Source organism: Brenneria sp. L3-3C-1 (assembly GCF_016456245.1).
Lineage (GTDB): Bacteria > Pseudomonadota > Gammaproteobacteria > Enterobacterales > Enterobacteriaceae > Brenneria.
Genome location: NZ_JAEMHF010000011.1, coordinates 16,039 through 39,763, shown reverse-complemented (window position 1 = coordinate 39,763; position 23,725 = coordinate 16,039). Strand labels below are relative to the sequence as shown.

The following is a 23,725-nucleotide window of genomic DNA, read 5'->3' as shown; positions in this document are numbered from 1 at the left end:
CTTAAAAATTATTGTATTGATAAAACGATCGTAAATTATGGCGCAATTCTACTCTCCAAACCGGCGCGTGGCGACCCGGCGAATGCTAACCGTGACGGCGGACAGCCTTGACCCTTTCGGTCAGGGCGTGGCGCGTCATCAGGGCAAGACGATTTTTGTCGGCGGCGTGCTGCCGGGTGAACGAGCCGACGTTCAGTTGACGGAAGAAAAGCGTCAGTTTGCTCATGCTAAACTTATACGTTTACTGACGCGCAGCCCGCAGCGGGTTGAACCACGATGTCCGCATTTCAATGTGTGCGGCGGGTGCCAACAACAGCATGCCGATAGCGCGCTGCAACAGCAGAGTAAGGCATCGGCGCTGGTACGCCTGATGGCGCGGGAAACCGGGGCGGCGTCATCGCCTGTCGCGCCGATTGCCGGGCCGTCTTATGCCTACCGGCGGCGGGCGCGGCTTGCGTTATACTATCAGGCGAAACAGCAACGCCTGTTGATGGGGTATCGTCAGGCGGGTTCGCACGATCTGGTCGATGTCCGGGCCTGTCCGATATTGCGGCCGGAACTGGAAAAACTGCTGACGCCGTTGCGTGACTGCCTGAGCCGCTTGCAGGCGGTAAAACGATTAGGGCATGTGGAACTGGTGCAGGCGGATAACGGCCCGCTGCTGGTCCTGCGCCATCTGGATCCGTTGAGTCAGAGCGACTGTCAGGCGTTAGGTGATTTTGCGCAGCGACAGGGAGTGTCGGTTTATCTGGCGCCCGAGGCGGGAGCCCTGACCTGCCTGTCCGGCGAAGAGCCGGTATACCATGTTGCCGGGCTAACGCTGGCATTCAGTCCGCGGGATTTTATTCAGGTCAATGATGCGGTTAATCAGCAAATGGTCAGCCAGGCGCTGATCTGGCTGGATGTTCAGCCACAGGACCGAATCCTGGATCTGTTCTGCGGGATGGGCAATTTTACCCTCCCGCTGGCACAGCGGGCGGCGAGCGTGGTTGGCGTCGAAGGTGTGATGGCGTTGGTGGAAAAAGGGCGAGAGAACGCCCGGCGCAATTCACTCGCCAATGTCACATTTTTTCACCAAAATCTTGAAGATGATGTCGCCGCGCAGCCGTGGGCCGCCCAAGGTTTTGATAAGATATTGTTGGATCCGGCACGCGCTGGCGCCGCAGGGGTGATGACGCAGATTGTCAAACTGGCCCCGCAGCGGGTGGTTTATGTTTCCTGTAACCCCGCCACGCTGGCGCGCGACAGTAAAATCCTGCTCGCCGCCGGTTATCGGCTGGCGAATGTTACTATGCTGGATATGTTTCCACATACCGGCCATCTGGAGTCGATGGCGCTGTTTTTGCGCGATTCCGATGGGGCGGTAAGGTAGGGAGAAATTATGGTTGCGGTAAGAAGTGCGCATTTGAATACGGCTGGCGAGTTTGTACCCGATGCGTGGATTGCTTCGCTTGGCATAACCAGTCAGCAGTCATGTGAACGTTTAGCCGAAACCTGGCGTTACTGTGAACGGCAGACACAAGATCATCCCGACGCCATGTTGCTGTTGTGGCGCGGTATCGAAATGGTGGAAATCCTGTCCACGCTGAGCATGGACAACGACAGCATGCGCGCGGCGCTGCTGTTTCCATTAGCCAATGCCGATGTGGTGGATGAAACCACATTGGCGGAAACCTTCGGCAAAAGCATCGCTGAACTGGTGCACGGCGTGCGCGACATGGATGCGATTCGTCAGCTAAAGGCCACGCAGAATGATTCCGTCGCCTCTGAGCAGGTCGATAACATCCGTCGTATGCTGCTGGCCATGGTGGAAGATTTCCGCTGCGTGGTTATCAAGCTGGCGGAGCGCATCGCTCATCTGCGGGAAGTGAAAGACGCCCCGGAAGAAGAGCGGGTGCTGGCGGCGAAAGAATGTACCAATATTTATGCGCCGTTAGCCAATCGGCTGGGTATCGGGCAGCTCAAATGGGAACTGGAAGACTTTTGCTTCCGCTACCTGCACCCTGAAGAGTACAAGCGTATTGCAACGCTGCTGCATGAGCGCCGTATCGATCGCGAACAGTATATCGATGACTTTGTCAAAACGCTGCGCGTCGCAATGAAAGAAGAGGGTGTGCAGGCGGAAATTTACGGCCGTCCTAAGCATATCTACAGTATCTGGCGCAAGATGCAGAAAAAATCGCTGTCGTTCGATGAACTGTTTGACGTGCGCGCGGTGCGGATTGTGGTGGAGCGTTTGCAGGATTGCTACGGCGCGCTGGGTATCGTGCATACCCATTATCGTCATCTGCCGGACGAGTTCGATGACTATGTCGCCAATCCGAAACCGAACGGCTACCAGTCCATTCATACGGTAGTGCTGGGGCCAAGAGGCAAAACGCTTGAAATTCAGATCCGTACCCGGCAGATGCATGAAGATGCCGAACTGGGCGTGGCGGCGCACTGGAAATATAAAGAAGGCACGGTCGCCGGCGGCCGTACCGGCTATGAGGGGCGGATTGCCTGGCTGCGTAAGCTGATCGCCTGGCAGGAAGAAATGGCGGATTCGGACGATGTGCTGGATGAAGTTCGCAGCCAGGTATTTGACGATCGCGTGTACGTGTTTACGCCGAAAGGGGATGTGATCGATCTGCCCGCTGGCTCGACGCCGCTGGATTTCGCCTACCACATTCACAGCGATATCGGTCACCGTTGCATCGGCGCGAAAATCGGCGGGCGGATTGTCCCGTTCACCTATCAGTTGCAGATGGGCGATCAGATCGAAGTGATCACCCAGAAGCAGCCCAACCCGAGCCGTGACTGGCTGAACCCTAACCTGGGTTACATCACCACCAGCCGCGGGCGTTCAAAAATTCACAACTGGTTCCGTAAGCAGGATCGCGACAAGAACATTCTGGCCGGCCGTCAGATTCTGGACGATGAGCTGGAGCATTTGGGGATCGGCCTGAAAGCCGCCGAGAAACTGTTGCTGCCGCGTTATAACGTGAATTCGCTGGATGAGTTGCTGGCGGCGATCGGCGGCGGGGATATTCGCCTCAATCAGATGGTGAATTTCCTGCAATCGCAGCTTAAGCAGCCCAGCGCCGAGGAGCAGGATCGCGAAGCGTTGCGTCAACTGACGCAGAAATCCCAGCCGCCGGCTACGCGTAGCAAAGATAACGGCCGGGTTGTGGTTGAAGGCGTCGGCAACCTGATGCATCACATCGCCCGTTGCTGCCAACCGATCCCGGGGGATGAAATCACCGGATTTATTACCCGCGGCCGCGGAATATCCATTCACCGGGCTGACTGCGAGCAACTGGACGATCTGCGCAGTAATGCGCCGGAGCGTATCGTCGAGGCGGTGTGGGGAGAAAGCTACTCCAGCGGCTATTCGCTGGTGGTGAGGGTCATCGCTAACGATCGTAGTGGGTTACTGCGGGATATCACCACCATTTTGGCGAATGAAAAAGTCAACGTGCTGGGCGTCTCCAGCCGCAGCGACACTAAACAGCAACTGGCCACCATCGATATGGAAATGGAGATCTACAACTTGCAGGTGCTGGGCCGGGTGTTAGCCAAGCTCAATCAACTGCCGGATGTGATTGATGCCCGCCGCCAGCAGGGGGGATGACTAGAGTCTTCGGCTTTTCAAACCGTAGGTTATAAAATCTTGTTTATGTTGTTGCGGTGGAAGGTTTCGTGCGTGTTGAGTGACGTCGTTTTTTGTGGCGCCACCACCACGCCCGACTGAGGGATGCTCAATTGCCGCATCCCTCAGAACCCAGGCTTTGGGCGGGAATTGTGCCGCTGCGCGGTTCCTTCGGCGCCCATGTCCGCTTATCGAGCCGCCAGTGACGCGTTCCCGACGCGGCACTGGCTTTCGCCGCGTCCATGCGGCTCACTCGGCGGTCATGTTCACCTCAGCACAATTTTTACGCCCGGAAGAACAAAACGGTGAAATATTCTGGTTCCATTGCCGTTGTTATTAACTTAGTTCGGGCATAGCCCTCATTATCAGGAATACTATGACTTCACCCGCTATTGAGCGCCTGCTCGCCATTATGAAAACCCTACGCGATCCGCAAAACGGCTGCCCGTGGGATCGTAAACAGACATTCGACACCATCGCGCCTTACACGCTGGAAGAAACCTACGAAGTGCTGGATGCCATCAGCCGCAAAGATTTTGATGATTTGCGCGGCGAGTTGGGCGATCTGCTTTTTCAGGTGGTGTTCTATGCGCAGATGGCGCAGGAGCAAGGGCTGTTTGATTTTTCCGACGTCTGTAACGCCATCAGCGACAAGCTGGAGCGCCGTCATCCGCATATTTTCGCCGATGCTCAGCTTGCCGACAGCGAGGCGGTGCTGGCGAACTGGGAACAGACAAAAGCGCAGGAGCGGGCGCAAAAAGATCGTCATTCGCCGCTGGATGATATTCCCGAAGCCTTGCCCGCGTTGATGAAGGCCCAAAAAATTCAGCAGCGCTGCGCGTCTGTCGGTTTTGATTGGGACAGCCTGGGGCCGGTTGTCGACAAGGTGTACGAAGAGATTGATGAAGTGATGCATGAAGCCCGGCAGGCCGTGGTTGATGAACAAAAACTGGGTGAAGAAATCGGTGATTTATTATTTGCCACGGTCAATCTTTCACGTCACCTGGGGCACAAGGCGGAGCGTGCGTTGCAGGAAGCCAACCGCAAGTTCAGCCGCCGTTTTCGCCAGGTAGAACAGATCGTTACATCGTCTGGCAAAACGCTGGAACAGGCAACGCTGGAAGAGATGGAAGCCGCGTGGCAGCAGGTTAAACAGCAGGAAAAAAGCCATTAAAGACCCTTTGTCTTTCATGTCGCCACGATGAGTAAAACGAACATTTGTGGCGCTCATCAGGTTCCGGTATACTACTTTCCCGTCTTGGTCTTCCATCGTCTTTAAACCTAAACTCTCAGGTTCAGCATGACAACTAATTATATTTTTGTGACCGGCGGGGTCGTTTCCTCTCTGGGTAAAGGCATTGCCGCAGCCTCTCTGGCGGCTATTCTTGAAGCCCGTGGCCTCAACGTTACCATCATGAAACTGGACCCGTATATCAACGTGGATCCGGGCACGATGAGCCCGACACAGCACGGCGAAGTGTTCGTCACCGAGGACGGCGCGGAAACCGATCTGGATTTGGGTCACTACGAGCGCTTTATCCGCACCAAGATGTCGCGCCGTAATAACTTCACCACCGGCCGAATCTACTCTGATGTACTGCGCAAAGAGCGCCGTGGCGACTACCTGGGCGCCACGATTCAGGTTATCCCCCATATTACCAACGCGATTAAAGAGCGCATCCTTGAAGGCGGCGAAGGGCATGATGTGGTGCTGGTTGAAATCGGCGGCACGGTAGGGGATATCGAATCTCTGCCCTTCCTTGAGGCGATTCGCCAAATGGCGGTTGAAGTGGGCCGCGAGCATACGCTGTTTATGCACCTGACGCTGGTTCCTTATCTGGCGGCGGCCGGTGAAGTGAAAACCAAGCCGACTCAGCACTCGGTCAAGGAGCTGCTTTCCATCGGTATTCAGCCGGATGTGCTGATTTGCCGTTCTGACCGTACCGTGCCTGCCAACGAGCGTGCAAAGATTGCTTTATTCTGTAATGTGCCGGAAAAAGCAGTAATATCCCTTAAAGACATTGATTCCATTTATAAAATCCCGGCGCTATTGAAATCACAGGGCCTGGACGATTATATTTGTAAACGATTCAGCCTTGATTGCCCGGAAGCGAACCTGTCCGAATGGGAACAGGTCGTGTACGAAGAGGCGAATCCGGGCGGCGAAGTGACCATCGGCATGATTGGCAAATACGTCGCGCTGCCGGACGCTTATAAATCCGTCATTGAAGCGCTTAAGCACGGCGGGTTGAAAAACCGTCTGACGGTGAATATCAAGCTTATCGACTCGCAGGATGTTGAAACCCGCGGCGTCGAGATGCTGAAAGATTTGGATGCTATTCTGATCCCGGGCGGGTTCGGCTACCGCGGCGTTGAAGGCAAAGTGATGGCGGCGCGTTATGCCCGCGAAAATAATGTGCCTTATCTGGGCATTTGCCTGGGAATGCAGGTTGCATTAATGGAGTTTGCCCGTAACGTTGCCGGTATGAATGAGGCAAACTCGACCGAGTTTGTGCCAGACTGTAAGTACCCGGTGATTGCGTTAATCACGGAATGGCGCGATGAAGATGGCAATATTGAAGTACGTGATGAAGCGAGCGATCTGGGCGGCACCATGCGCGTCGGCGGGCAGCAATGCCATTTGACCGAAGGCAGCCTGGTGCGCCAGCTTTACGGTGAACAGACGATTGTTGAACGTCACCGCCATCGTTATGAAGTCAACAACATGTTGTTGAAGCAGATTGAAGCGGCGGGATTACGTGTTGCTGGTCTTTCCGCCGACCGCAAACTGGTGGAGATCATCGAATTGCCCGATCATCCATGGTTCGTGGCTTGTCAGTTCCACCCGGAATTTACATCGACGCCGCGTGATGGACACCCACTGTTTGCCGGATTTGTCAAAGCCGCCGGCGCGTACCAAAAGCGTCAGGTGAAGTAAGGGTTTTGTCAGCAACGCGCGATCTGAAGATCGCGCGTTGTTCGTCTGAGGTTTTAGTTTAACTTGTACTGAGGAAAATCTAATGTCCAAAATTGTTAAAGTCATCGGTCGTGAAATCATCGACTCCCGCGGAAATCCAACTGTTGAAGCTGAAGTGCATCTGGAAGGCGGTTTTGTCGGTCTGGCTGCCGCGCCATCAGGGGCTTCCACAGGTTCGCGTGAAGCGCTGGAACTGCGCGACGGTGACAAATCCCGTTTCCTGGGCAAAGGCGTAACCAAAGCCGTTGCTGCGGTAAACGGTCCGCTTGCTCAGGCTATTCTGGGTAAAGACGCGAAAGATCAGGCGAACATCGATAAAATCATGATCGACCTGGACGGTACTGAAAACAAATCCAAATTCGGCGCCAACGCGATTCTGGCTGTTTCTCTGGCCAGCGCCAAAGCCGCCGCGGCATCCAAAGGCCAACCGCTGTACGAACACATTGCTGAACTGAACGGCACGCCGGGCAAATTCTCTATGCCTCTGCCGATGATGAACATCATCAATGGCGGCGAGCACGCGGACAACAACGTTGATATTCAGGAATTCATGATTCAACCTGTTGGCGCGAAAACCGTTAAGGAAGCGATTCGTATCGGTTCTGAAGTGTTCCACACGCTGGCAAAAGTGCTGAAAGCCAAAGGCATGAACACTGCCGTCGGCGACGAAGGCGGCTATGCGCCGAACCTGGAATCCAACGCTGCGGCACTGGCCGCCATCAAAGAAGCGGTAGAAAAAGCCGGTTATGTACTGGGTAAAGACGTGACTCTGGCGATGGACTGCGCGGCTTCTGAGTTCTACAACAAAGAAACCGGTAACTACGAACTGAAAGGCGAAGGCAAAACCTTCACTTCTCAGGAGTTCACCCACTATCTGGAAGGTCTGACCAAAGAATATCCGATCGTCTCTATTGAAGATGGTCTGAATGAGTCTGATTGGGACGGTTTTGCTTATCAGACCAAAGTTCTGGGCGACAAAATCCAGCTGGTTGGTGACGACTTGTTCGTAACCAACACCAAGATCCTGAAAGAAGGCATCGACAAAGGCATCGCCAACTCCATCCTGATCAAATTCAACCAGATCGGTTCTCTGACCGAAACTCTGGCGGCGATCAAGATGGCGAAAGATGCCGGCTACACGGCGGTTATCTCTCACCGTTCTGGCGAAACTGAAGACGCCACCATCGCCGATCTGGCGGTAGGTACTGCGGCCGGCCAGATCAAAACCGGTTCCATGAGCCGTTCTGACCGTGTTGCCAAGTACAACCAACTGATCCGTATCGAAGAAGCGCTGGGTAACCGTGCGCCGTTCAACGGTCTGAAAGAAGTAAAAGGCCAGTAATCTCGGCTTGCCGCGTACGCGGAGGCTAGGCTGACCGCTAACCTGGCAAACGTATAGCGCGGTTAATCGTAAATCCGGAAGCGTTAGTTCGCTTCCGGATTTTTTTATGTCTTATGCCGGGTCGGTTCTGAAGGTATCCTGCCGTCTGAAGGCTTTCCGGATTGGAAAATGACGCTAAAAACGGTTCACGGCTTCTCTATGAAAGAACCCGCGACGCTGATGTGCTACGCGCGGGAGGATGGGCTGAAGCTGTCATGGGAAATCTGAAACTGCATATTACATTAGAAAAATTTGTATTTAAGACGCGGTGCGGGACGGCAAACGATCAACCTCGCAGGCCTGCCATGACCATGAGGAAGGAATCCCCGGGTAATTTTTTTCCTGCCATAAGGCGTGTTCAAAATACTCATCGGTGATGAGATCGATTAAAAAATATTTTTCCTTATCGCTTATATTATCAAGAGCATGAAAGTTAAGACCTTTGTCTCTGCCGTACTGGATTATCACACGATAACCATCGATATCCTCCAACGGTTGAACGGTTTTATAGGTATCAAAGAAAAGGCTGGTTTCTTTTAGTATGGATGGCCTGCCATTATCTGGAAAGAACATACTGTAAACTCTTTTTTTGGCTTTTTCGTGGAATTGGTCGCTAGGCGGCGTTTGGAATATTTTTATGCGCCAGGAAAAATTCGACCAGTAATTATCACTCATTATTTTTACTAATAAGGAGACCGAACCTCCCTCAATAATAATGCCGGGACGTTGTGTAGATAAAAATGATATTTTCTCTTTCAAACGGGTATTGGCTTCTTCCGCTGAAATAATACCTTCATTCAGGGAGTTTTCAGACAGATATATTCTGTCTGTGCCTTGTAACTCATTCATCGTTGGCGCGCCGCTGCCGGTCATTATCTCCGGATAACCCTGAAAGCGATCCAAAGCGATGACAGGATAACCCATTGTTTTTGCTATGCTGACCGAATAAGATGTTTTCCCTGTGGATGTCGGTCCCCATATCAGGTAAAGTGTTTTTTTCATGCGTTCCTCACTTTATAATGCTCATTGTTTCTTGTGTATAAAAAACCTTTCATTACACGATATAAATTCTCAGACGACCCTTCTCTCCAGTTGCCATAAGTTTCTATTTTGCTGTTATAACATTGGCCTTCCAGAAAAAAACACCATTCCTTATCTTGCTTATTATAAAATATCCTCTTTGTACAGGGTAAGCGCCGTACTACAATGACTTTTTCATTCTCATTGCCTGGAGGAGGAATAAAATAAGGGGAGAAAATACAAAGTATATCCGTTTGTGTGTGGAGGATTTTTGTATCCGTCGCTGTCGCTAAGGTTAATTTCTTTTCTCTACATGAGAAATCAATGCTTTCATTCTCTGACAGGACAATATCGGTATTAAGCAGAATATGACTAAAGGGTAAAAAATATAGATTCTCATAGGAAACCAGCTCGGATATTGCGACAAGCTCAAAAAAATCAGGTTTGAACCGGAAATCCTTGTTGTGTTTTGAATTCATAACGAATCTCAGCGCTCCATGGCACATTACAACATTTAATTAATTAATTATTTTTAATTAATTAAACTCCATTGACTCCATAATGCAACTTATGCATTCGTGGTAAATAAGAAAATTCCTATAAAATTTCAGGTGATTGTCGACGCTGACATGATTGCCGTCCGGCGTGCCGCCTGATTCCCTCCCTTACGTTCTGTATTTTTCGCTTTATTTCCTGTGATCGGAGTAGATGAACCATTGGTTCTTATAATGTAAAATGGCTTTTTATAAAATGTTTGAAGCCGATCGGGTCATTCTTCCTTGTGGTGCCAATGCGTGTCGCCCAGTGGCAAAAGCGCAAAGGTTTTCACGCTTGCCGGGCGTTAAGTTAACGCCGTGGCGGCAGTAGATGTTTTGACCAGCCATGACACCTTCATAAATAAAATGATTGGGGAAGGATGGGAATGAAAACACGTAAAATCGGGTTAGCTAATTATTTAGCCTATGGCTCGGGTGATTTCCTTGGAGCAGGCACTACTGCGCTGACGGCTGCCTGGCTACTTTATTTTTACACCACATTTTGTGGACTGACGCCAATTGAGGCGACCTTTATTTTTGCGATGGCGCGCGTGCTGGATGCGGTTGTCAGTCCGTTAATGGGGTTTCTGACCGATAACTTTGGTTCAACCTGGCTGGGCAAACGCTTCGGCCGCCGGAAATTTTTTATTCTGCTCGGTATCCCTTGCGTGTTCAGCTACAGCTTTATGTGGGTAGGGGATATGGGGTACTGGTATTACCTGCTGACCTATCTGCTGTTTGATGTGATTTATACCATGGTGCTGGTGCCGTATGAAACGCTGGTGCCGGAAATGACCGACGATTTCAAACAGAAAACCAAATTCTCCGGCGCGCGTATCGCGCTGGCCCAGCTTTCCGCCATTCTGGCCGCCTTCCTGCCCGGTATTCTGCTGGGGTACTTCGGTAAGGACAATGCGGTTTCGTTCTTCTATTCCAGTCTGGTGTTCTCCGTTATCTGCGCCGTGGTGCTGACGCTGGTGTACCTATTTACCTGGGAACGGCCGCGCGATCAGATGTCGGAAGCGTCGCTGCGGGCGGAAAAAGAGCGTCAGTCCCTCTCGCTGGTCGACAGCCTGAAGCGTTTGAACGTCGAACTGTTATCGACCCTGCGTATCCGCATTTTTCGTCAGCATCTGGGTATGTATCTTGGCGGCTATATCGCGCAGGACGTCTTCAACGCGGTGTTTACCTACTATGTGGTCTTTGTTCTGATGCAGAGCCCGACCATGGCTTCCAACCTGATGGGCACCATGGCGATCCTGCAATTTATTGCCGTCATCGGCATGATCCCGCTGTGTATTCGTTTCGGCCCCGCGCCGTCTTACCGTCTGGTGGTGTGCCTGTTCGGGCTGAGCGCCATCTCTTATAGCATCCTGTGGTACAGCGAACTGCATGACGCTTTTTCGCTGCTGCTGCTGATTTCTGCGGTGGCCGGATTAGGACGCGGCGGGATCAACTACGTGCCGTGGAACACCTACACCTATATTGTATATTGCCGATGTGGATGAAGTGATTACCGCACAGCGCCGCGAAGGTATTTTCGCCGGGATTATGACCCTTACCCGCAAGGCTTCCCAGGCCGGCGCGGTAATGCTGGTGGGGATTGTATTGCAGCTCTCCGGCTTTGTCTCCGGACAGGGCGTACAGGCGCCGGGGGTTAGCCACACTATCCTGATGATCCTGAGTTTCGGCACCGTGGGGGTCCTGGTGCTGGGCTTTTTGGTTTCCCTGCGCTTCAAACTCAATCTTGAGACGCATAGCGTACTGCGGGAAGAGACGCAGAAAATGCGCGAGGCGGGGCGTCCTGTTCCCGAGCAGATCACGCCGCAGGCGCGGGCGATCGTCGAAATGCTGGCGGGTCGGCCTTATGAGTCGCTATGGGGCAACAACAATATCGGCTACCTGAATCGCCATAAGGTCGACAAGCCCGCGGCGCAGGTTACGCAACCCTAACTGTTTTGATGTGTTGAATGTTCACTAAATTGGATGAATGACGATGACCGTATTCAGTGTAAAACATAGCCCGCTTCTACGTCAGCCAGAGCACTTCATTTCCCGTGAAGCGTTGAAAGCGCTGATTTGCCGAATCACCGACAATCTGGTGCATATTGAAGATAAAACCGGGGAGTTTCTGTTACGGCTGGACGACGGCCGGGTGATTGACACCAAAGGTTGGGCCGGTTGGGAATGGACGCACGGCATCGGTTTGTACGGTATTTATCAGTTTTACCAGCAAACGGGCGACGAACAGATGCGGGCCATCATCGACGACTGGTTCACCGCTCGTCTGGCGGAAGGGACGCCGACCAAGAACGTCAACACGGTTTGCCCTTTCCTGACGCTGGCCTATCGCTATGAAGAAACGCGTGACGCCAGTTGGGTGCCGTATCTGGAGCGCTGGGCCGAGTGGGTGATGTATGAGATGCCGCGCACGCAAAAGCAGGGGCTACAGCATATTGTTTATAACAATGAAAATACCGAACAACTGTGGGACGACACGTTGATGATGAGCGTGTTGCCGCTGGCAAAAATCGGCAAGCTGTTGAACCGCCCTGAATTCGTGGAAGAGGCCACCTATCAGTTCCTGCTGCACGTTCAGTATCTGATGGATCGCCAGAGCGGTCTGTGGTTCCACGGCTGGACGTTTGAGGGCCGGCATAACTTTGCCAAAGCTCGCTGGGCGCGGGGCAACAGTTGGCTGACCGTGGCGATCCCCGAGTTTATCGAACTGCTGGAACTGCCGGAAGGGAATGCGACGCGTCGTTTCCTGTTGCAGGTGCTGGAAAGCCAGATTGACGCGCTGGCGAAATATCAGGATGACAGCGGCCTGTGGCATACGCTGCTCGACGATCCGCAATCGTATCTGGAAAGCTCGGCGACGGCCGGCTTTGCCTATGGCATCTTAAAGGCGGTACGCAAGCGCTATGTGGATAAACGCTATGCGCCGGTGGCGGAGAAAGCGATCCGCGGCGTGATTGGCAATGTGAACGCCGAGGGGGAACTGGTTCAGGTGTCGTTCGGCACCGCGATGGGGCAGGATCTGGATTACTACCGCCAGATCCCGCTCACTTCTATGCCCTACGGACAGGCGATGGCGATCCTCTGCCTGTCGGAATACCTGCGCGTTTATCTGTAAACACGGTAAATCAATAACCCTATCCGGCGGCGGGCCTCCGATCGGAAGCCCGCCGTAGGGTAATTAATTCAGTCCCGACAGGCTATAGTTCGCGGCCACCCAGCGGTAAGCGTTCGCGTTGCCCTCATGAGCGGGGGCGGTTTTGACGTGGCCGATCCCCGGGAAGGGCAGATGCGCGCCAGCGATCCAATATCCCTGAGCGGCGGCCTCAGCCAGTATTTTATCGCGGGATTGGGTCGCTTTATCCATATCGGTATCAAAGCTTATCGTCGTGGCGGGTAAGGTCATCTGTACGGCTTCCGCGTGAATGATGTCTCCCCATGCCAACAGTTTGTGGCCTTCGCTTTCAATCAGAAAAGCCGTGTGTCCTGGCGTATGTCCCGGCGTGGGGATGGCGGTGACGCCGGGCAATAATACCGCTTGCTGCGCGGAAAATGTTTTCAGCTTGCGATCGTTGCTGATGAGATTAAACGCATTTTGTACGCGCTGGAACGTGGCTTTTCTGCTCTCTTCCGCCTGCTTCAGGTTGTCCGGATTGAGCCAGAAATCCGCCTCTGGCTGGCTGACGTAAACCGTGGCGTTCGGGTAGGTCAGTTTATCATCCTGTACCAGACCACCGAAATGGTCGCCGTGCAGATGGGTCATCAGCACCGTATCCACCTGCTCGGGTTTATAACCCGCCGCAATCAGGTTCGGCTGCACTTTCCCGACGCTTGGGTTGCTTTGTTTGCCATTGCCTGTATCCACCAGAATCAGGTTTTTTCCGGTATTGATCAAATACGCGTTAATCGACGTTTCCACCGGCGAGGTCAGCGACTTTTCCGCCAGCAGTTGGTTTATTTTTTCCGGCGAGGTACGGGCCAGCAATTTATCCATCGGCATGGTATTGGTGCCGTCGGACAGGGCGGTAATCTCAAACTCGCCCAGCATCATCCGATAATAGCCTGGTTGGGTTTTAACCTGAGGCGGCAGTTGCGCCGTGGCGATAACGGGGACGAAAACGAACGCCAACAACACTAAAGAGAGAGATCTCAATCGATTCATATTTTTCGTTCCTGGTTAATGAGTTAGCATTGAAATGGTTGATGAAGTATACATCTTGCCTGTTGATTATTAACCGGGGTGCAACATTACTCAAATTAAACCTTGGCATTATCGGTTAAACGGTAGCCGCTGCGGCGGGTTTGGCGTGTCGCCGGCTATCTGCGATAATGCGTTTTTAAGTAACAGGTATAGTGAAAACCATGCAGTACCCGATTAATGAAATGTTCCAGACGTTGCAGGGCGAAGGCTATTTTACCGGCGTGCCGGCGGTATTTGTGCGCCTGCAAGGGTGTCCGGTCGGCTGTAGCTGGTGCGATACCAAACATACCTGGGACAAACTGGCCGAGCGGGAGATCCCGCTGGATCAGGTACTGGTGAAAACGCGGGAAAGCGATGGCTGGGGCGCCGCCAGCGCCGGGGATGTGGTAGCGATGATTGAACGCGAAGGCTATACCGCGCGGCATATTGTGATCACCGGAGGCGAACCCTGTATCCACGATCTGGCTCCGCTGACGCTGTTGCTGGAAAAACAGGGATTTAGCTGTCAGATAGAAACCAGCGGCACCCATGAGGTGCGCTGTTCGCCAAAAACCTGGGTGACGGTCTCCCCCAAGGTGAATATGCGCGGCGGCATGGCGGTTATCGATCAGGCTTTGCAGCGGGCGGATGAGATTAAACACCCGGTTGCCCGGGAACGTGACATCGACGCGCTGGATGAATTGCTGGCCCGGCTCACGGATGATAAACCGCGTATTGTGGCGCTACAGCCGATCAGCCAGAAAGAAGACGCGACCAAATTGTGCATTGCCGTCTGTATTGCCCGTAACTGGCGGCTTTCCATGCAAACGCATAAATATTTGAATATTGCCTGACGGCGAACGGCGCGAAGAGGAAACCGTTCGCGCCGTCTGAAGAGAAGATGTCGTTGGACGGCGCTTACTCGCCTTTATAGATACAGCCCGCGGTGCAGGTCTCTTTTACCATTACCGCGCTCAGTTCGGGCAATGACGGTTTCACCTGTTGCCAGATCCAGTGGGCCAGCACTTCGCTGGTCGGATTCTCCAGACCGGGAATATCATTCAGATAGTGGTGATCCAGCCTTTCCCAGGTCGGTTTAAACGCCGCTTTTAATTCGGCAAAATCCATCACCCAACCGGTATGGGGATCAACATCGCCGGTAATTTCCAGCCGAACCATAAAGGAATGCCCATGCAGGCGTCCGCATTTATGCCCTGCCGGAACGTGGGGCAGACGGTGAGCGGCTTCAAACTGAAAATCTTTAAATAGTGTGGTTGCCATGTCGGGCTCTCATTTCTTTGCAATAAATAGCTTTCAACAAACCGCTATTCAAAAATAGTTTTCAAAAAAACGGTTTTCAAAAATAGTATTCAAAAAACCGTCGCATACTACCGGAAAGTGCATCGGTAAGCTATGTATCGCCGGCAGAGACGCTCCGCGAAGCGGGTTCGTCGTCACTGCGAATATCCATCCGTATTATTCTATTTATAATTCAATAAGTTATTTAATTATCTCTAGCTATAACACTTTAATCAATAAGGATTATCAGAAAAACCACTTAGTCATTTTGGTTATTTAATATTTCCATCGTTTCTTTAATTGTTAAGATGCAGGTGGTTACCCTTATGTTCCATTCATCTTTTTACTGCATGAATTTGTATTAGCCCGGTCACAAGCACAAGGAAATAGAGATCACCATGACAACTCCGGTTTCTCCGACTTCGTTGCTCCCGTTGAGTGCGGAGCAATTAACGCGTTTACAGGCGGCAACCGGTGATTTTTCACCCACGCAGCTTGCCTGGTTGTCCGGTTATTTTTGGGGGCTGTTGCAACAGCCCGGCGGGCAATCGGGCATCGTGGCAGGCGCCGCCGGCGTCGCGTCATCGTCGGCGGTTCCGGCGTCAGTACCCGGCATCACCCTGATTTCCGCCTCTCAAACCGGCAATGCCCGTCGGGTTGCCGAGCAACTGCGGGACGACCTGTTGAACGCCAAACTGACGGTCAGTCTGGTGAATGCCGGCGATTATAAATTCAAACAAATCGGTCAGGAAAAACTGCTGTTGATTGTGACCTCGACGCAGGGTGAAGGCGAACCGCCGGAAGAAGCCGTGGCATTGCATAAATTCCTGCTCTCCAAAAAAGCGCCATCGTTGAAAGAGACCGCGTTCGCCGTATTGGGTCTGGGCGATACCTCATACGAGTTTTTCAGCAAGGCGGGCAAGGATTTTGATAACCGCCTTGCCGAGCTGGGTGCGGAACGGCTGCTGGATCGCGTTGATGCCGACGTGGATTATCAGGCGGCTGCGGAGCAGTGGCGGCGTCAGATCGTGGATATTTTGCAGGCGCGTCTGCCGGCACAGAGTGAGGCGGCGGTACAGGCCAGCACCCGTGGCGCGCTGGACGAGATTACCAGCAGTCCTTACAGCAAGGAATCGCCGTTATCGGCGCTGTTTTCCGTCAATCAGAAAATCACCGGCCGTAATTCGGAAAAAGATGTGCGTCATATTGAAATCGATCTCGGCGATTCCGGTCTGCGCTACCAGCCGGGCGATGCGCTTGGCGTGTGGTTTGACAACGATCCCGCCCTGGTTGCGGAATTGCTTGAACTGCTGTGGCTGAAAGGCGATGAGCCGGTGACGGTAGATGGAAAAACCCTGCCGCTGTCGCAGGCGCTGAAAAGCCACTTTGAACTGACCCAGAACACGGCGCCGATTGTTGAAAAATATGCCGCTCTGTCGCGGGATGAAACCCTGCTGGCGCTGGTGAGCGATAAGCCGGCGTTGCAGCAGTTCGCCCAGCGTACACCGCTGGTGGATATGGTGCGGCAGGCGCCCGTCGAACTGACGGCTGAGCAGTTGACGGATCTGCTGCGCCCGCTGACGCCCCGTTTATATTCCATTGCCTCTTCTCAGGCGGAAGTGGAAAGCGAAGTGCATATCACCGTCGGCGTGGTGCGCTATGACATTGACGGACGGGCCCGCAGCGGCGGCGCCTCCGGCTACCTGGCCGACCGCCTGAATGAAGATGATGAAATCCGGGTATTTATCGAACATAACGATAATTTCCGGCTGCCCCCCGACCCGGAAACGCCGGTCATCATGATCGGGCCGGGCACCGGTATCGCGCCATTTCGCGCTTTTATGCAACAGCGGGAGGCGGAGGGCGCCGGCGGCAAGAACTGGTTGTTCTTCGGCAATCCGCACTTTACCGAAGATTTTCTCTATCAGGTTGAATGGCAGCGCTATGTTAAGGATGGCTTGTTGACCCATATCGATCTGGCCTGGTCGCGCGATCAGGCGCACAAAATTTACGTACAGGACAAACTGCGTGAAAAAGGCGCGGAAGTCTGGCGCTGGCTTCAGGATGGCGCGCATCTTTATGTTTGCGGCGATGCCAACCGCATGGCGAAAGATGTCGAGCAGGCGTTGCTGGACGTGGTGGCCGAGCACGGTGACATGGATACCGAGCAGGCCGACGAATTTTTAAGTGATCTGCGCCTTGAGCGCCGTTATCAGCGAGATGTGTATTAATGAGCGAAAAGCTATTTTTAGATAAAAAACAGGCTGTAGGTGAAAAGCATCCCGGCCCGTTGGTGGTGGAAGGGAAACTCGCTGATGCCGAACGTCTTAAGCAGGAAAGCAACTTTCTGCGCGGCACCATCGCCGAGGATTTGCAGGACGGCCTGACCGGCGGTTTCAATGGCGATAACTTTTTGCTGATCCGTTTTCATGGCATGTATCAGCAGGACGATCGCGATATCCGCGCCGAACGCGCCGAACAGAAACTGGAGCCGCGCCATGCCATGATGCTGCGCTGCCGCTTGCCGGGCGGCGTCATCACGCCCGCGCAATGGCTGGGTATCGATAGGTTTGCCGCCGAAAGCACGCTGTACGGCAGCATCCGCCTGACCAACCGTCAGACGTTCCAGTTTCACGGCATTCTTAAACCCAATGTAAAACCCGCGCACCAGTTGCTGAATAGTCTGGGTCTGGATTCGCTGGCGACGGCCAACGACGTTAACCGTAACGTGATGTGTACGTCGAATCCGATCGAATCCGAGTTGCATCAGCAGGCGTATGACTGGGCGAAAAAGATTTCCGAACATCTGCTGCCGCGTACGCGCGCCTATGCCGAAATCTGGCTGGATCAGGAGAAAGTCGCCACCACGGATGAAGAACCGATTCTGGGCGCCACCTATCTGCCGCGTAAGTTTAAAACCACCGTGGTGATCCCGCCGCAGAACGATGTTGATCTGCATGCCAACGATCTCAACTTTGTCGCCATCGCCGACAACGGCCGGCTGGTGGGATTCAATGTGCTGGTGGGCGGCGGGCTGTCGATCGCCCACGGCGATAAAGCGACCTATGCGCGCACCGCCAGCGAACTGGGCTATATTCCGGTGGAACAGACGCTGGCGATTGCCGAAGCGGTGGTGACGACACAGCGTGACTGGGGCAATCGCACCAACCGCAAGAACGCGAAAACCAAGTACACGCTGGAGCGGGTGGGCGTCGAGACGTTCAAGCAGGAAGTGGAAAGACGCGCCGGCGTGAAGTTTGAAGCCGTGCGTCCCTATGAATTCACCGGGCGTGGCGATCGCATCGGCTGGGTAAAAGGCATCGACAATAAATGGCATCTGACGCTGTTTATCGAAAACGGCCGTATTCTGGACTATCCCGGTCGGCCGTTGAAAACCGGTCTGGCGGAAATTGCTAAAATACATAAGGGCGATTTCCGGCTGACGGCGAACCAGAATCTGATTATCGCCGGCGTGCCTGCGCGCAGTAAGGCGAAGATCGAGGCGCTGGCGCGGGAGCATGGGCTGATTGACGACGGGGTGACGGAACAGCGCAAAAATTCCATGGCCTGCGTGTCCTACCCGACCTGTCCGCTGGCGATGGCGGAAGCGGAACGTTTCCTGCCGGAGTTCGTGACCAGGGTTGAAGATATCATGCAGCGGCACGGCGTGGGCGACGAGCACATTATTCTGCGCGTCACCGGGTGCCCCAATGGCTGCGGCCGGGCGCTGCTGGCGGAAATCGGGCTGGTGGGGAAAGCCATCGGGCGTTACAACCTGCATCTGGGCGGCAACCGCGCGGGTACGCGGATCCCGCGTATGTACCGCGAGAATATCACCGAGGCGGAAATCCTCAGTGAAATCGACCAGCTTGTCGGGCGCTGGGCAAAAGAGCGCAACGAGAATGAAGGCTTTGGCGATTTCACCATTCGCGCCAACATCATTAAACCGGTGCTGGATCCCGCCCGTGATTTCTATGACTGACAGGAGACCCTGATGTCTGAGCTTAATCTTGAGGCGCTCAACGCCTTACCGAAAGCGGAGCAGGCGGCCGAACTGGCGGCGGTTAACCAGCGGCTGGAAGCGCTGTCGGCGCAGGAGCGAGTCGTCTGGGCGCTGGAAAATCTGCCGGGGGAATATGTACTGTCTTCCAGTTTCGGCATTCAGGCCGCCGTCTCTTTGCATCTGGTGACGCAGCAGCGGCCGGATATTCCGGTGATCCTGACGGATACCGGCTATCTCTTCCCGGAAACCTATCAGTTTATTGACGCCTTGACCGATCGGCTGAAGCTGAACCTTAAGGTTTACCGCGCCTTATTGTCGCCAGCCTGGCAGGAAGCGCGCTACGGCAAACTGTGGGAACAGGGCGTTGAAGGCATCGAACAGTACAACCAGATGAACAAGGTCGAGCCGATGAACCGGGCCTTAAGCGAACTCAAGGCGCAAACCTGGTTTGCCGGTCTGCGGCGCGAGCAGTCCGGCAGCCGCGGTCATCTGCCGGTGCTCGCGGTACAGCGCGGCGTATTCAAGCTTCTGCCGATTATCGACTGGGATAACCGGCAGGTATACCAGTACCTGAAACAAAACGATCTGAGCTACCACCCGCTGTGGGATCAGGGCTATTTGTCGGTGGGCGACACGCATACCACCCGTAAGTGGGAACCCGGCATGAGCGAAGAAGAAACCCGCTTTTTCGGTCTGAAGCGCGAATGCGGCCTGCACGAAGGGTGAACGGTGAAACCGGGCGGTTGCCCGGTTTTTTCTGGTGTTATTCCATTACGGAACTTGTCATTCCAATTTGGCATTTCATAAGTGTTCCTTGCTCACCGTATAGTCGCTTTATCACTTTTTGATATTTGTTAAGGCATTTGTGAACTATCTACCTTTATTCGCCGACCTTCGACATCGTCCGGTGCTGGTGGTTGGCGGTGGCGATGTCGCCACCCGCAAAATCGATCTGCTGCAACGTGCGGGTGCCGAGGTAAAGGTGGTCGCACAGTCGCTGTCGGAGCATTTGGCCGAGCGGCATCAGGCCGGCCAGATCCACTGGCTGGCGCAGCGTTTTACGCCTGAGTTGCTGTCGGGCGTGTTTCTGGTTATCGCGGCGACGGATGACGCCGAGCTGAATGCCGCCGTCTCCGAGGCCGCTAATCAGCGGCATTTGCTGGTGAACGTGGTTGACGACCAGCCGAAGTGCTCGTTTATTTTCCCCTCAATTGTCGACCGTTCCCCGCTGATGGTGGCGATCTCTTCCAGCGGCCAGGCGCCGGTGCTGGCGCGGTTGCTGCGTGAAAAACTGGAAGCTCTGCTGCCGGCCAGCCTGGGGACGATGGCTCAACTGGCCGGCGGCTGGCGCGAGCGTATCAAGCAACATGTGCATACGATGAGCGGTCGCCGCCGGTTCTGGGAGCGCCTTTTTTCCGGGCGTTTCGCCAGTCTGGTGGCCGCCGGGCAAGTATCGCAGGCGGAAACGGAACTGCAACGGCAGCTTGAACAACAACAGCATGAGCAACAGCAGCCGCTGGCGGAGCGGGGCGAGGTGACGCTGGTCGGCGCCGGGCCCGGCGATGCCGGCTTGCTGACGCTGCGCGGTTTACAGGTTATTCAGCAGGCGGATGTGGTGTTGTATGACCATCTGGTCAGCGACGAGGTGCTGGAACTGGTGCGCCGGGATGCCGAACGCATTTGCGTCGGCAAACGCGCGGGCGCGCATTCCGTGCCGCAGGAAGAGACCAACCGCATGCTGATCGCCCTGGCGCGGCAAGGTAAACGGGTGGTGCGCCTGAAAGGGGGCGATCCGTTTATTTTTGGCCGTGGCGGCGAGGAATTGCAGCAGGTGGCGCAGGCCGGTATCGCCTTTCAGGTGGTGCCGGGGATTACCGCCGCCGCCGGCGCCACGGCTTACGCCGGCATACCGTTGACGCACCGGGATTACGCCCAGAGCGCGGTGTTTATCACCGGTCATTGCCGGCCCGACGGTCAGGCGCTGGAGTGGGCGACGCTGGCGCGCGGCCGTCAGACGCTGGCGATTTATATGGGAACGGTAAAAGCGGCCGATATCGCTCAACAATTGATCGCCCACGGTCGCGCGGCCGAAACGCCGGTGGCGGTGATCGGCCGGGGAACCCGGCACGATCAGCAGGTACTGATCGGCACGCTGCAACAGTTGGAACAATTGGCCCATCAGGCGCCGACACCGGCCTTGCTGGTGATTGGCGAAGTGGTGAATTTACACCACCAAATCGCCTGGTTTGGTCGGCAAACGCTGACGGCGCGGCAAGACGGCCGGCCGGCGGTAGTGAATTTGGCTTAAGGAATGGTTATGGACGAGAAACGACTCACGCATTTACGGCAGTTAGAAGCCGAGAGTATTCATATCATCCGCGAGGTTGCGGCGGAGTTCGGCAATCCGGTGATGATGTATTCCATCGGTAAAGATTCCTCGGTCATGCTGCATCTGGCGCGTAAGGCATTTTTCCCCGGATCGCTGCCGTTCCCGTTGCTGCATGTGGATACCGGCTGGAAATTTCGTGAAATGTACCAGTTTCGCGATCGGACGGCACAAGCCTATGGCTGTGAGCTGCTGGTTCACCGCAACCCACAGGGGGAAGCGCTGGGCATTAATCCGTTCATCCACGGCAGCGCCAAGCATACCGATATCATGAAAACCGAAGGGTTGAAGCAGGCGCTGGATAAATACGGCTTTGACGCCGCATTCGGCGGCGCCCGCCGCGATGAGGAAAAATCCCGCGCCAAAGAGCGTATTTATTCGTTCCGCGACCGCTTCCACCGCTGGGATCCCAAAAACCAGCGCCCGGAGCTATGGCATAACTACAACGGCCAGATCAACAAGGGAGAAAGCATCCGCGTATTCCCGTTGTCGAACTGGACTGAGCTGGATATTTGGCAGTACATCTATCTGGAAAATATCGATATCGTGCCGCTGTATCTGGCGGCGATGCGTCCGGTGCTTGAACGGGACGGCATGTTGCTGATGGTGGATGACGATCGTATCGATCTGCAACCGGGCGAAGTGATTGAACAACGCATGGTGCGTTTCCGTACTCTGGGCTGCTGGCCGCTTACCGGCGCCGTCGAATCAAACGCCAAAACGCTGCCGGAAATCATCGAGGAGATGTTGATTTCCACTACCAGCGAACGTCAGGGACGGATGATCGACCGCGATCAGGCCGGTTCAATGGAACTGAAAAAGCGTCAAGGGTATTTCTGAGGAGTCGTCGAATGAGCCAGGTTGTAAACGAGAGTGTGATTGCCAAACAGATTGCCGAGCAGGGGGGCGTTGAAGCCTATCTGCATGCTCAGCAGGACAAAACGCTGCTGCGTTTTTTGACCTGCGGCAGCGTCGACGATGGAAAAAGTACGCTGATTGGCCGTTTGCTGCACGATACCCGCCAGATTTATGAAGATCAGCTCACCACGTTGCACAGCGACAGCAAACGGCTGGGCACGCAGGGCGAGAAACTGGATCTGGCTTTGCTGGTGGACGGCTTACAGGCGGAGCGCGAGCAGGGCATCACTATCGATGTGGCTTACCGCTATTTTTCCACCGAGAAACGCAAATTTATTATCGCCGATACGCCGGGGCATGAGCAGTACACCCGTAATATGGCGACCGGGGCGTCGACCTGTGAACTGGCGATCCTGCTGATCGATGCGCGTAAAGGCGTACTGGATCAGACGCGCCGCCATAGTTTCATTGCGACGCTGCTGGGCATCCGCCATCTGGTGGTGGCCGTCAATAAGATGGATTTGGTGGATTATCAGCAAACGGTATTTGAGCAGTTCAAGCAGGACTATCTGGATTTCGCCCGGCAGTTGCCCGCCGATCTGAATATCACCTTTGTGCCTATCTCCGCGCTGGATGGAGACAACGTCGCCACGCCGAGCAGCGCCATGAGCTGGTACAGCGGCCCAACGCTGCTGGATGTACTGGAAACCGTCAATGTGGCGCAGCGCAGCCTCAAACTGCCGATGCGTTTTCCGGTGCAGTATGTGAACCGCCCCAATCTCGATTTCCGCGGCTATGCCGGTACGCTGGCGTCCGGCATCGTCCGTGTGGGGCAGCGAGTGAAAGTGTTGCCGTCGGGCGTCGAGTCCACCGTCAGCCGGATTGTCACCTTTGATGGCGACCTGCAACAGGCGCAGGCCGGCGAAGCCATCACGCTGGTGCTGGCCGATGAGATCGATATCAGCCGCGGCGATCTGCTGGTTGAAAACACCGAAACCCTGAAAGCCGTGCGCAATGCGCTGGTTGACGTGGTGTGGATGGCGGAACAGCCGCTGGTGCCGGGGCAGAGTTATGACATCAAGATCGGCGGCAAGAAAACCCGCGCCCGCGTGGAGAATATCCAGTATCAGGTTGACATCAATTCCCTGACGCAACGGGTGACGGAAAATCTGCCGCTGAACGGAATCGGACTGGTTGAACTGACCTTTGATGAACCGCTGGCGCTGGACAATTATCAGCACCACCACGTTACCGGCGGCATGATCTTTATCGATCGCCTGAGCAACGTCACCGTGGGCGCCGGACTGGTACGCGAAGTCATTGAACAGACCTATCAGGAGCCAGGCGCTTACGGCGCGTTTGAACTGGAACTGAATGCGCTGATTCGCCGCCATTTCCCGCATTGGGGCGCCCGCGACCTGCTGGGAGGGAAGTAA

Annotated in this window: 17 protein-coding genes and 1 pseudogene; 14 read left to right on the top strand and 4 right to left on the bottom strand. The window is 54.5% G+C overall.

Translation table 11 applies throughout. The features are described from left to right. Nucleotides 1–37 precede the first annotated feature (37 nt). The 5 genes from rlmD (at nucleotide 38) to eno (ending at nucleotide 7,950) form a co-directional block, all read left to right on the top strand. The gene (gene rlmD, locus JG725_RS17615; protein WP_172291212.1) at nucleotides 38–1,372 is read left to right on the top strand and encodes a 23S rRNA (uracil(1939)-C(5))-methyltransferase RlmD; all 1,335 of its coding nucleotides are present in this window, start codon (nucleotides 38–40) and stop codon (nucleotides 1,370–1,372) included. A 9-nt stretch (nucleotides 1,373–1,381) separates the two neighbouring features. After that, on the top strand, nucleotides 1,382–3,613 hold the full coding sequence (relA, locus tag JG725_RS17610; RefSeq protein WP_172291213.1) for a GTP diphosphokinase: 2,232 nt from the start codon (nucleotides 1,382–1,384) through the stop codon (nucleotides 3,611–3,613). Nucleotides 3,614–4,007: 394 nt separating this feature from the next. Beyond that, the gene (gene mazG, locus JG725_RS17605; RefSeq protein ID WP_172291214.1) at nucleotides 4,008–4,805 is read left to right on the top strand and encodes a nucleoside triphosphate pyrophosphohydrolase; all 798 of its coding nucleotides are present in this window, start codon (nucleotides 4,008–4,010) and stop codon (nucleotides 4,803–4,805) included. Nucleotides 4,806–4,931: 126 nt separating this feature from the next. Then, nucleotides 4,932–6,569, top strand: coding sequence for a glutamine hydrolyzing CTP synthase (gene pyrG, locus JG725_RS17600; protein ID WP_172291215.1), 1,638 nt, complete (start codon nucleotides 4,932–4,934; stop codon nucleotides 6,567–6,569). Between the two features lie 82 nt (nucleotides 6,570–6,651). After that, a complete protein-coding gene (gene eno, locus JG725_RS17595; protein ID WP_172291216.1) occupies nucleotides 6,652–7,950 on the top strand; it encodes a phosphopyruvate hydratase in 1,299 nt (432 codons plus the stop codon). 297 nt (nucleotides 7,951–8,247) lie between these two features. Here eno and JG725_RS17590 read toward each other — a convergent pair whose 3' ends face one another. Continuing rightward, nucleotides 8,248–8,991: an isopentenyl transferase family protein gene (locus JG725_RS17590; RefSeq protein ID WP_172291217.1), complete on the bottom strand. Its 744-nt coding sequence runs from the start codon at nucleotides 8,989–8,991 to the stop codon at nucleotides 8,248–8,250. Then, complete coding sequence (locus JG725_RS17585; protein ID WP_172291218.1) at nucleotides 8,988–9,488, bottom strand: hypothetical protein; 501 nt, start codon at nucleotides 9,486–9,488, stop codon at nucleotides 8,988–8,990. The genes JG725_RS17590 and JG725_RS17585 overlap by 4 nt, the downstream gene beginning before the upstream one ends. A gap of 443 nt (nucleotides 9,489–9,931) precedes the next feature. Here JG725_RS17585 and JG725_RS17580 point away from each other — a divergent pair. Both JG725_RS17580 and JG725_RS17575 read left to right on the top strand, forming a co-directional pair. Next, a pseudogene (locus tag JG725_RS17580) lies at nucleotides 9,932–11,498 on the top strand (MFS transporter). Nucleotides 11,499–11,541: 43 nt separating this feature from the next. After that, nucleotides 11,542–12,681, top strand: coding sequence for a glycoside hydrolase family 105 protein (locus JG725_RS17575; RefSeq protein ID WP_172291220.1), 1,140 nt, complete (start codon nucleotides 11,542–11,544; stop codon nucleotides 12,679–12,681). A gap of 63 nt (nucleotides 12,682–12,744) precedes the next feature. Here JG725_RS17575 and JG725_RS17570 read toward each other — a convergent pair whose 3' ends face one another. Then, nucleotides 12,745–13,725, bottom strand: a complete 981-nt coding sequence (locus JG725_RS17570) for an MBL fold metallo-hydrolase (protein WP_199379170.1) — start codon at nucleotides 13,723–13,725, stop codon at nucleotides 12,745–12,747. A 200-nt stretch (nucleotides 13,726–13,925) separates the two neighbouring features. On the opposite strand from JG725_RS17570, the gene queE reads away from it, so the two are divergent. Further along, on the top strand, nucleotides 13,926–14,597 hold the full coding sequence (gene queE, locus JG725_RS17565) for a 7-carboxy-7-deazaguanine synthase QueE (RefSeq protein WP_172291222.1): 672 nt from the start codon (nucleotides 13,926–13,928) through the stop codon (nucleotides 14,595–14,597). Between the two features lie 64 nt (nucleotides 14,598–14,661). On the opposite strand, the gene queD is transcribed toward queE, so the two are convergent. Next, nucleotides 14,662–15,024 (bottom strand): 6-carboxytetrahydropterin synthase QueD, encoded by a 363-nt coding sequence (gene queD, locus JG725_RS17560; protein ID WP_172291223.1) that lies wholly within the window; start codon nucleotides 15,022–15,024, stop codon nucleotides 14,662–14,664. Nucleotides 15,025–15,440: 416 nt separating this feature from the next. Between queD and cysJ the strand changes: the two genes are divergently transcribed. From cysJ to cysN, 6 genes are all read left to right on the top strand, one after another. Then, nucleotides 15,441–17,273 (top strand): NADPH-dependent assimilatory sulfite reductase flavoprotein subunit, encoded by a 1,833-nt coding sequence (gene cysJ / locus JG725_RS17555; protein ID WP_199379168.1) that lies wholly within the window; start codon nucleotides 15,441–15,443, stop codon nucleotides 17,271–17,273. Continuing rightward, a complete protein-coding gene (cysI, locus tag JG725_RS17550; RefSeq protein ID WP_199379166.1) occupies nucleotides 17,273–19,024 on the top strand; it encodes an assimilatory sulfite reductase (NADPH) hemoprotein subunit in 1,752 nt (583 codons plus the stop codon). The genes cysJ and cysI overlap by 1 nt, the downstream gene beginning before the upstream one ends. 12 nt (nucleotides 19,025–19,036) lie before the next feature. After that, the gene (locus tag JG725_RS17545) at nucleotides 19,037–19,771 is read left to right on the top strand and encodes a phosphoadenylyl-sulfate reductase (RefSeq protein ID WP_199379164.1); all 735 of its coding nucleotides are present in this window, start codon (nucleotides 19,037–19,039) and stop codon (nucleotides 19,769–19,771) included. Between the two features lie 139 nt (nucleotides 19,772–19,910). Further along, nucleotides 19,911–21,353, top strand: a complete 1,443-nt coding sequence (gene cysG / locus JG725_RS17540) for a siroheme synthase CysG (RefSeq protein WP_199379162.1) — start codon at nucleotides 19,911–19,913, stop codon at nucleotides 21,351–21,353. 9 nt (nucleotides 21,354–21,362) lie between these two features. Continuing rightward, nucleotides 21,363–22,271 (top strand): sulfate adenylyltransferase subunit CysD, encoded by a 909-nt coding sequence (gene cysD / locus JG725_RS17535; RefSeq protein ID WP_172291228.1) that lies wholly within the window; start codon nucleotides 21,363–21,365, stop codon nucleotides 22,269–22,271. Nucleotides 22,272–22,282: 11 nt separating this feature from the next. Next, nucleotides 22,283–23,725, top strand: a complete 1,443-nt coding sequence (gene cysN / locus JG725_RS17530) for a sulfate adenylyltransferase subunit CysN (protein ID WP_172291229.1) — start codon at nucleotides 22,283–22,285, stop codon at nucleotides 23,723–23,725.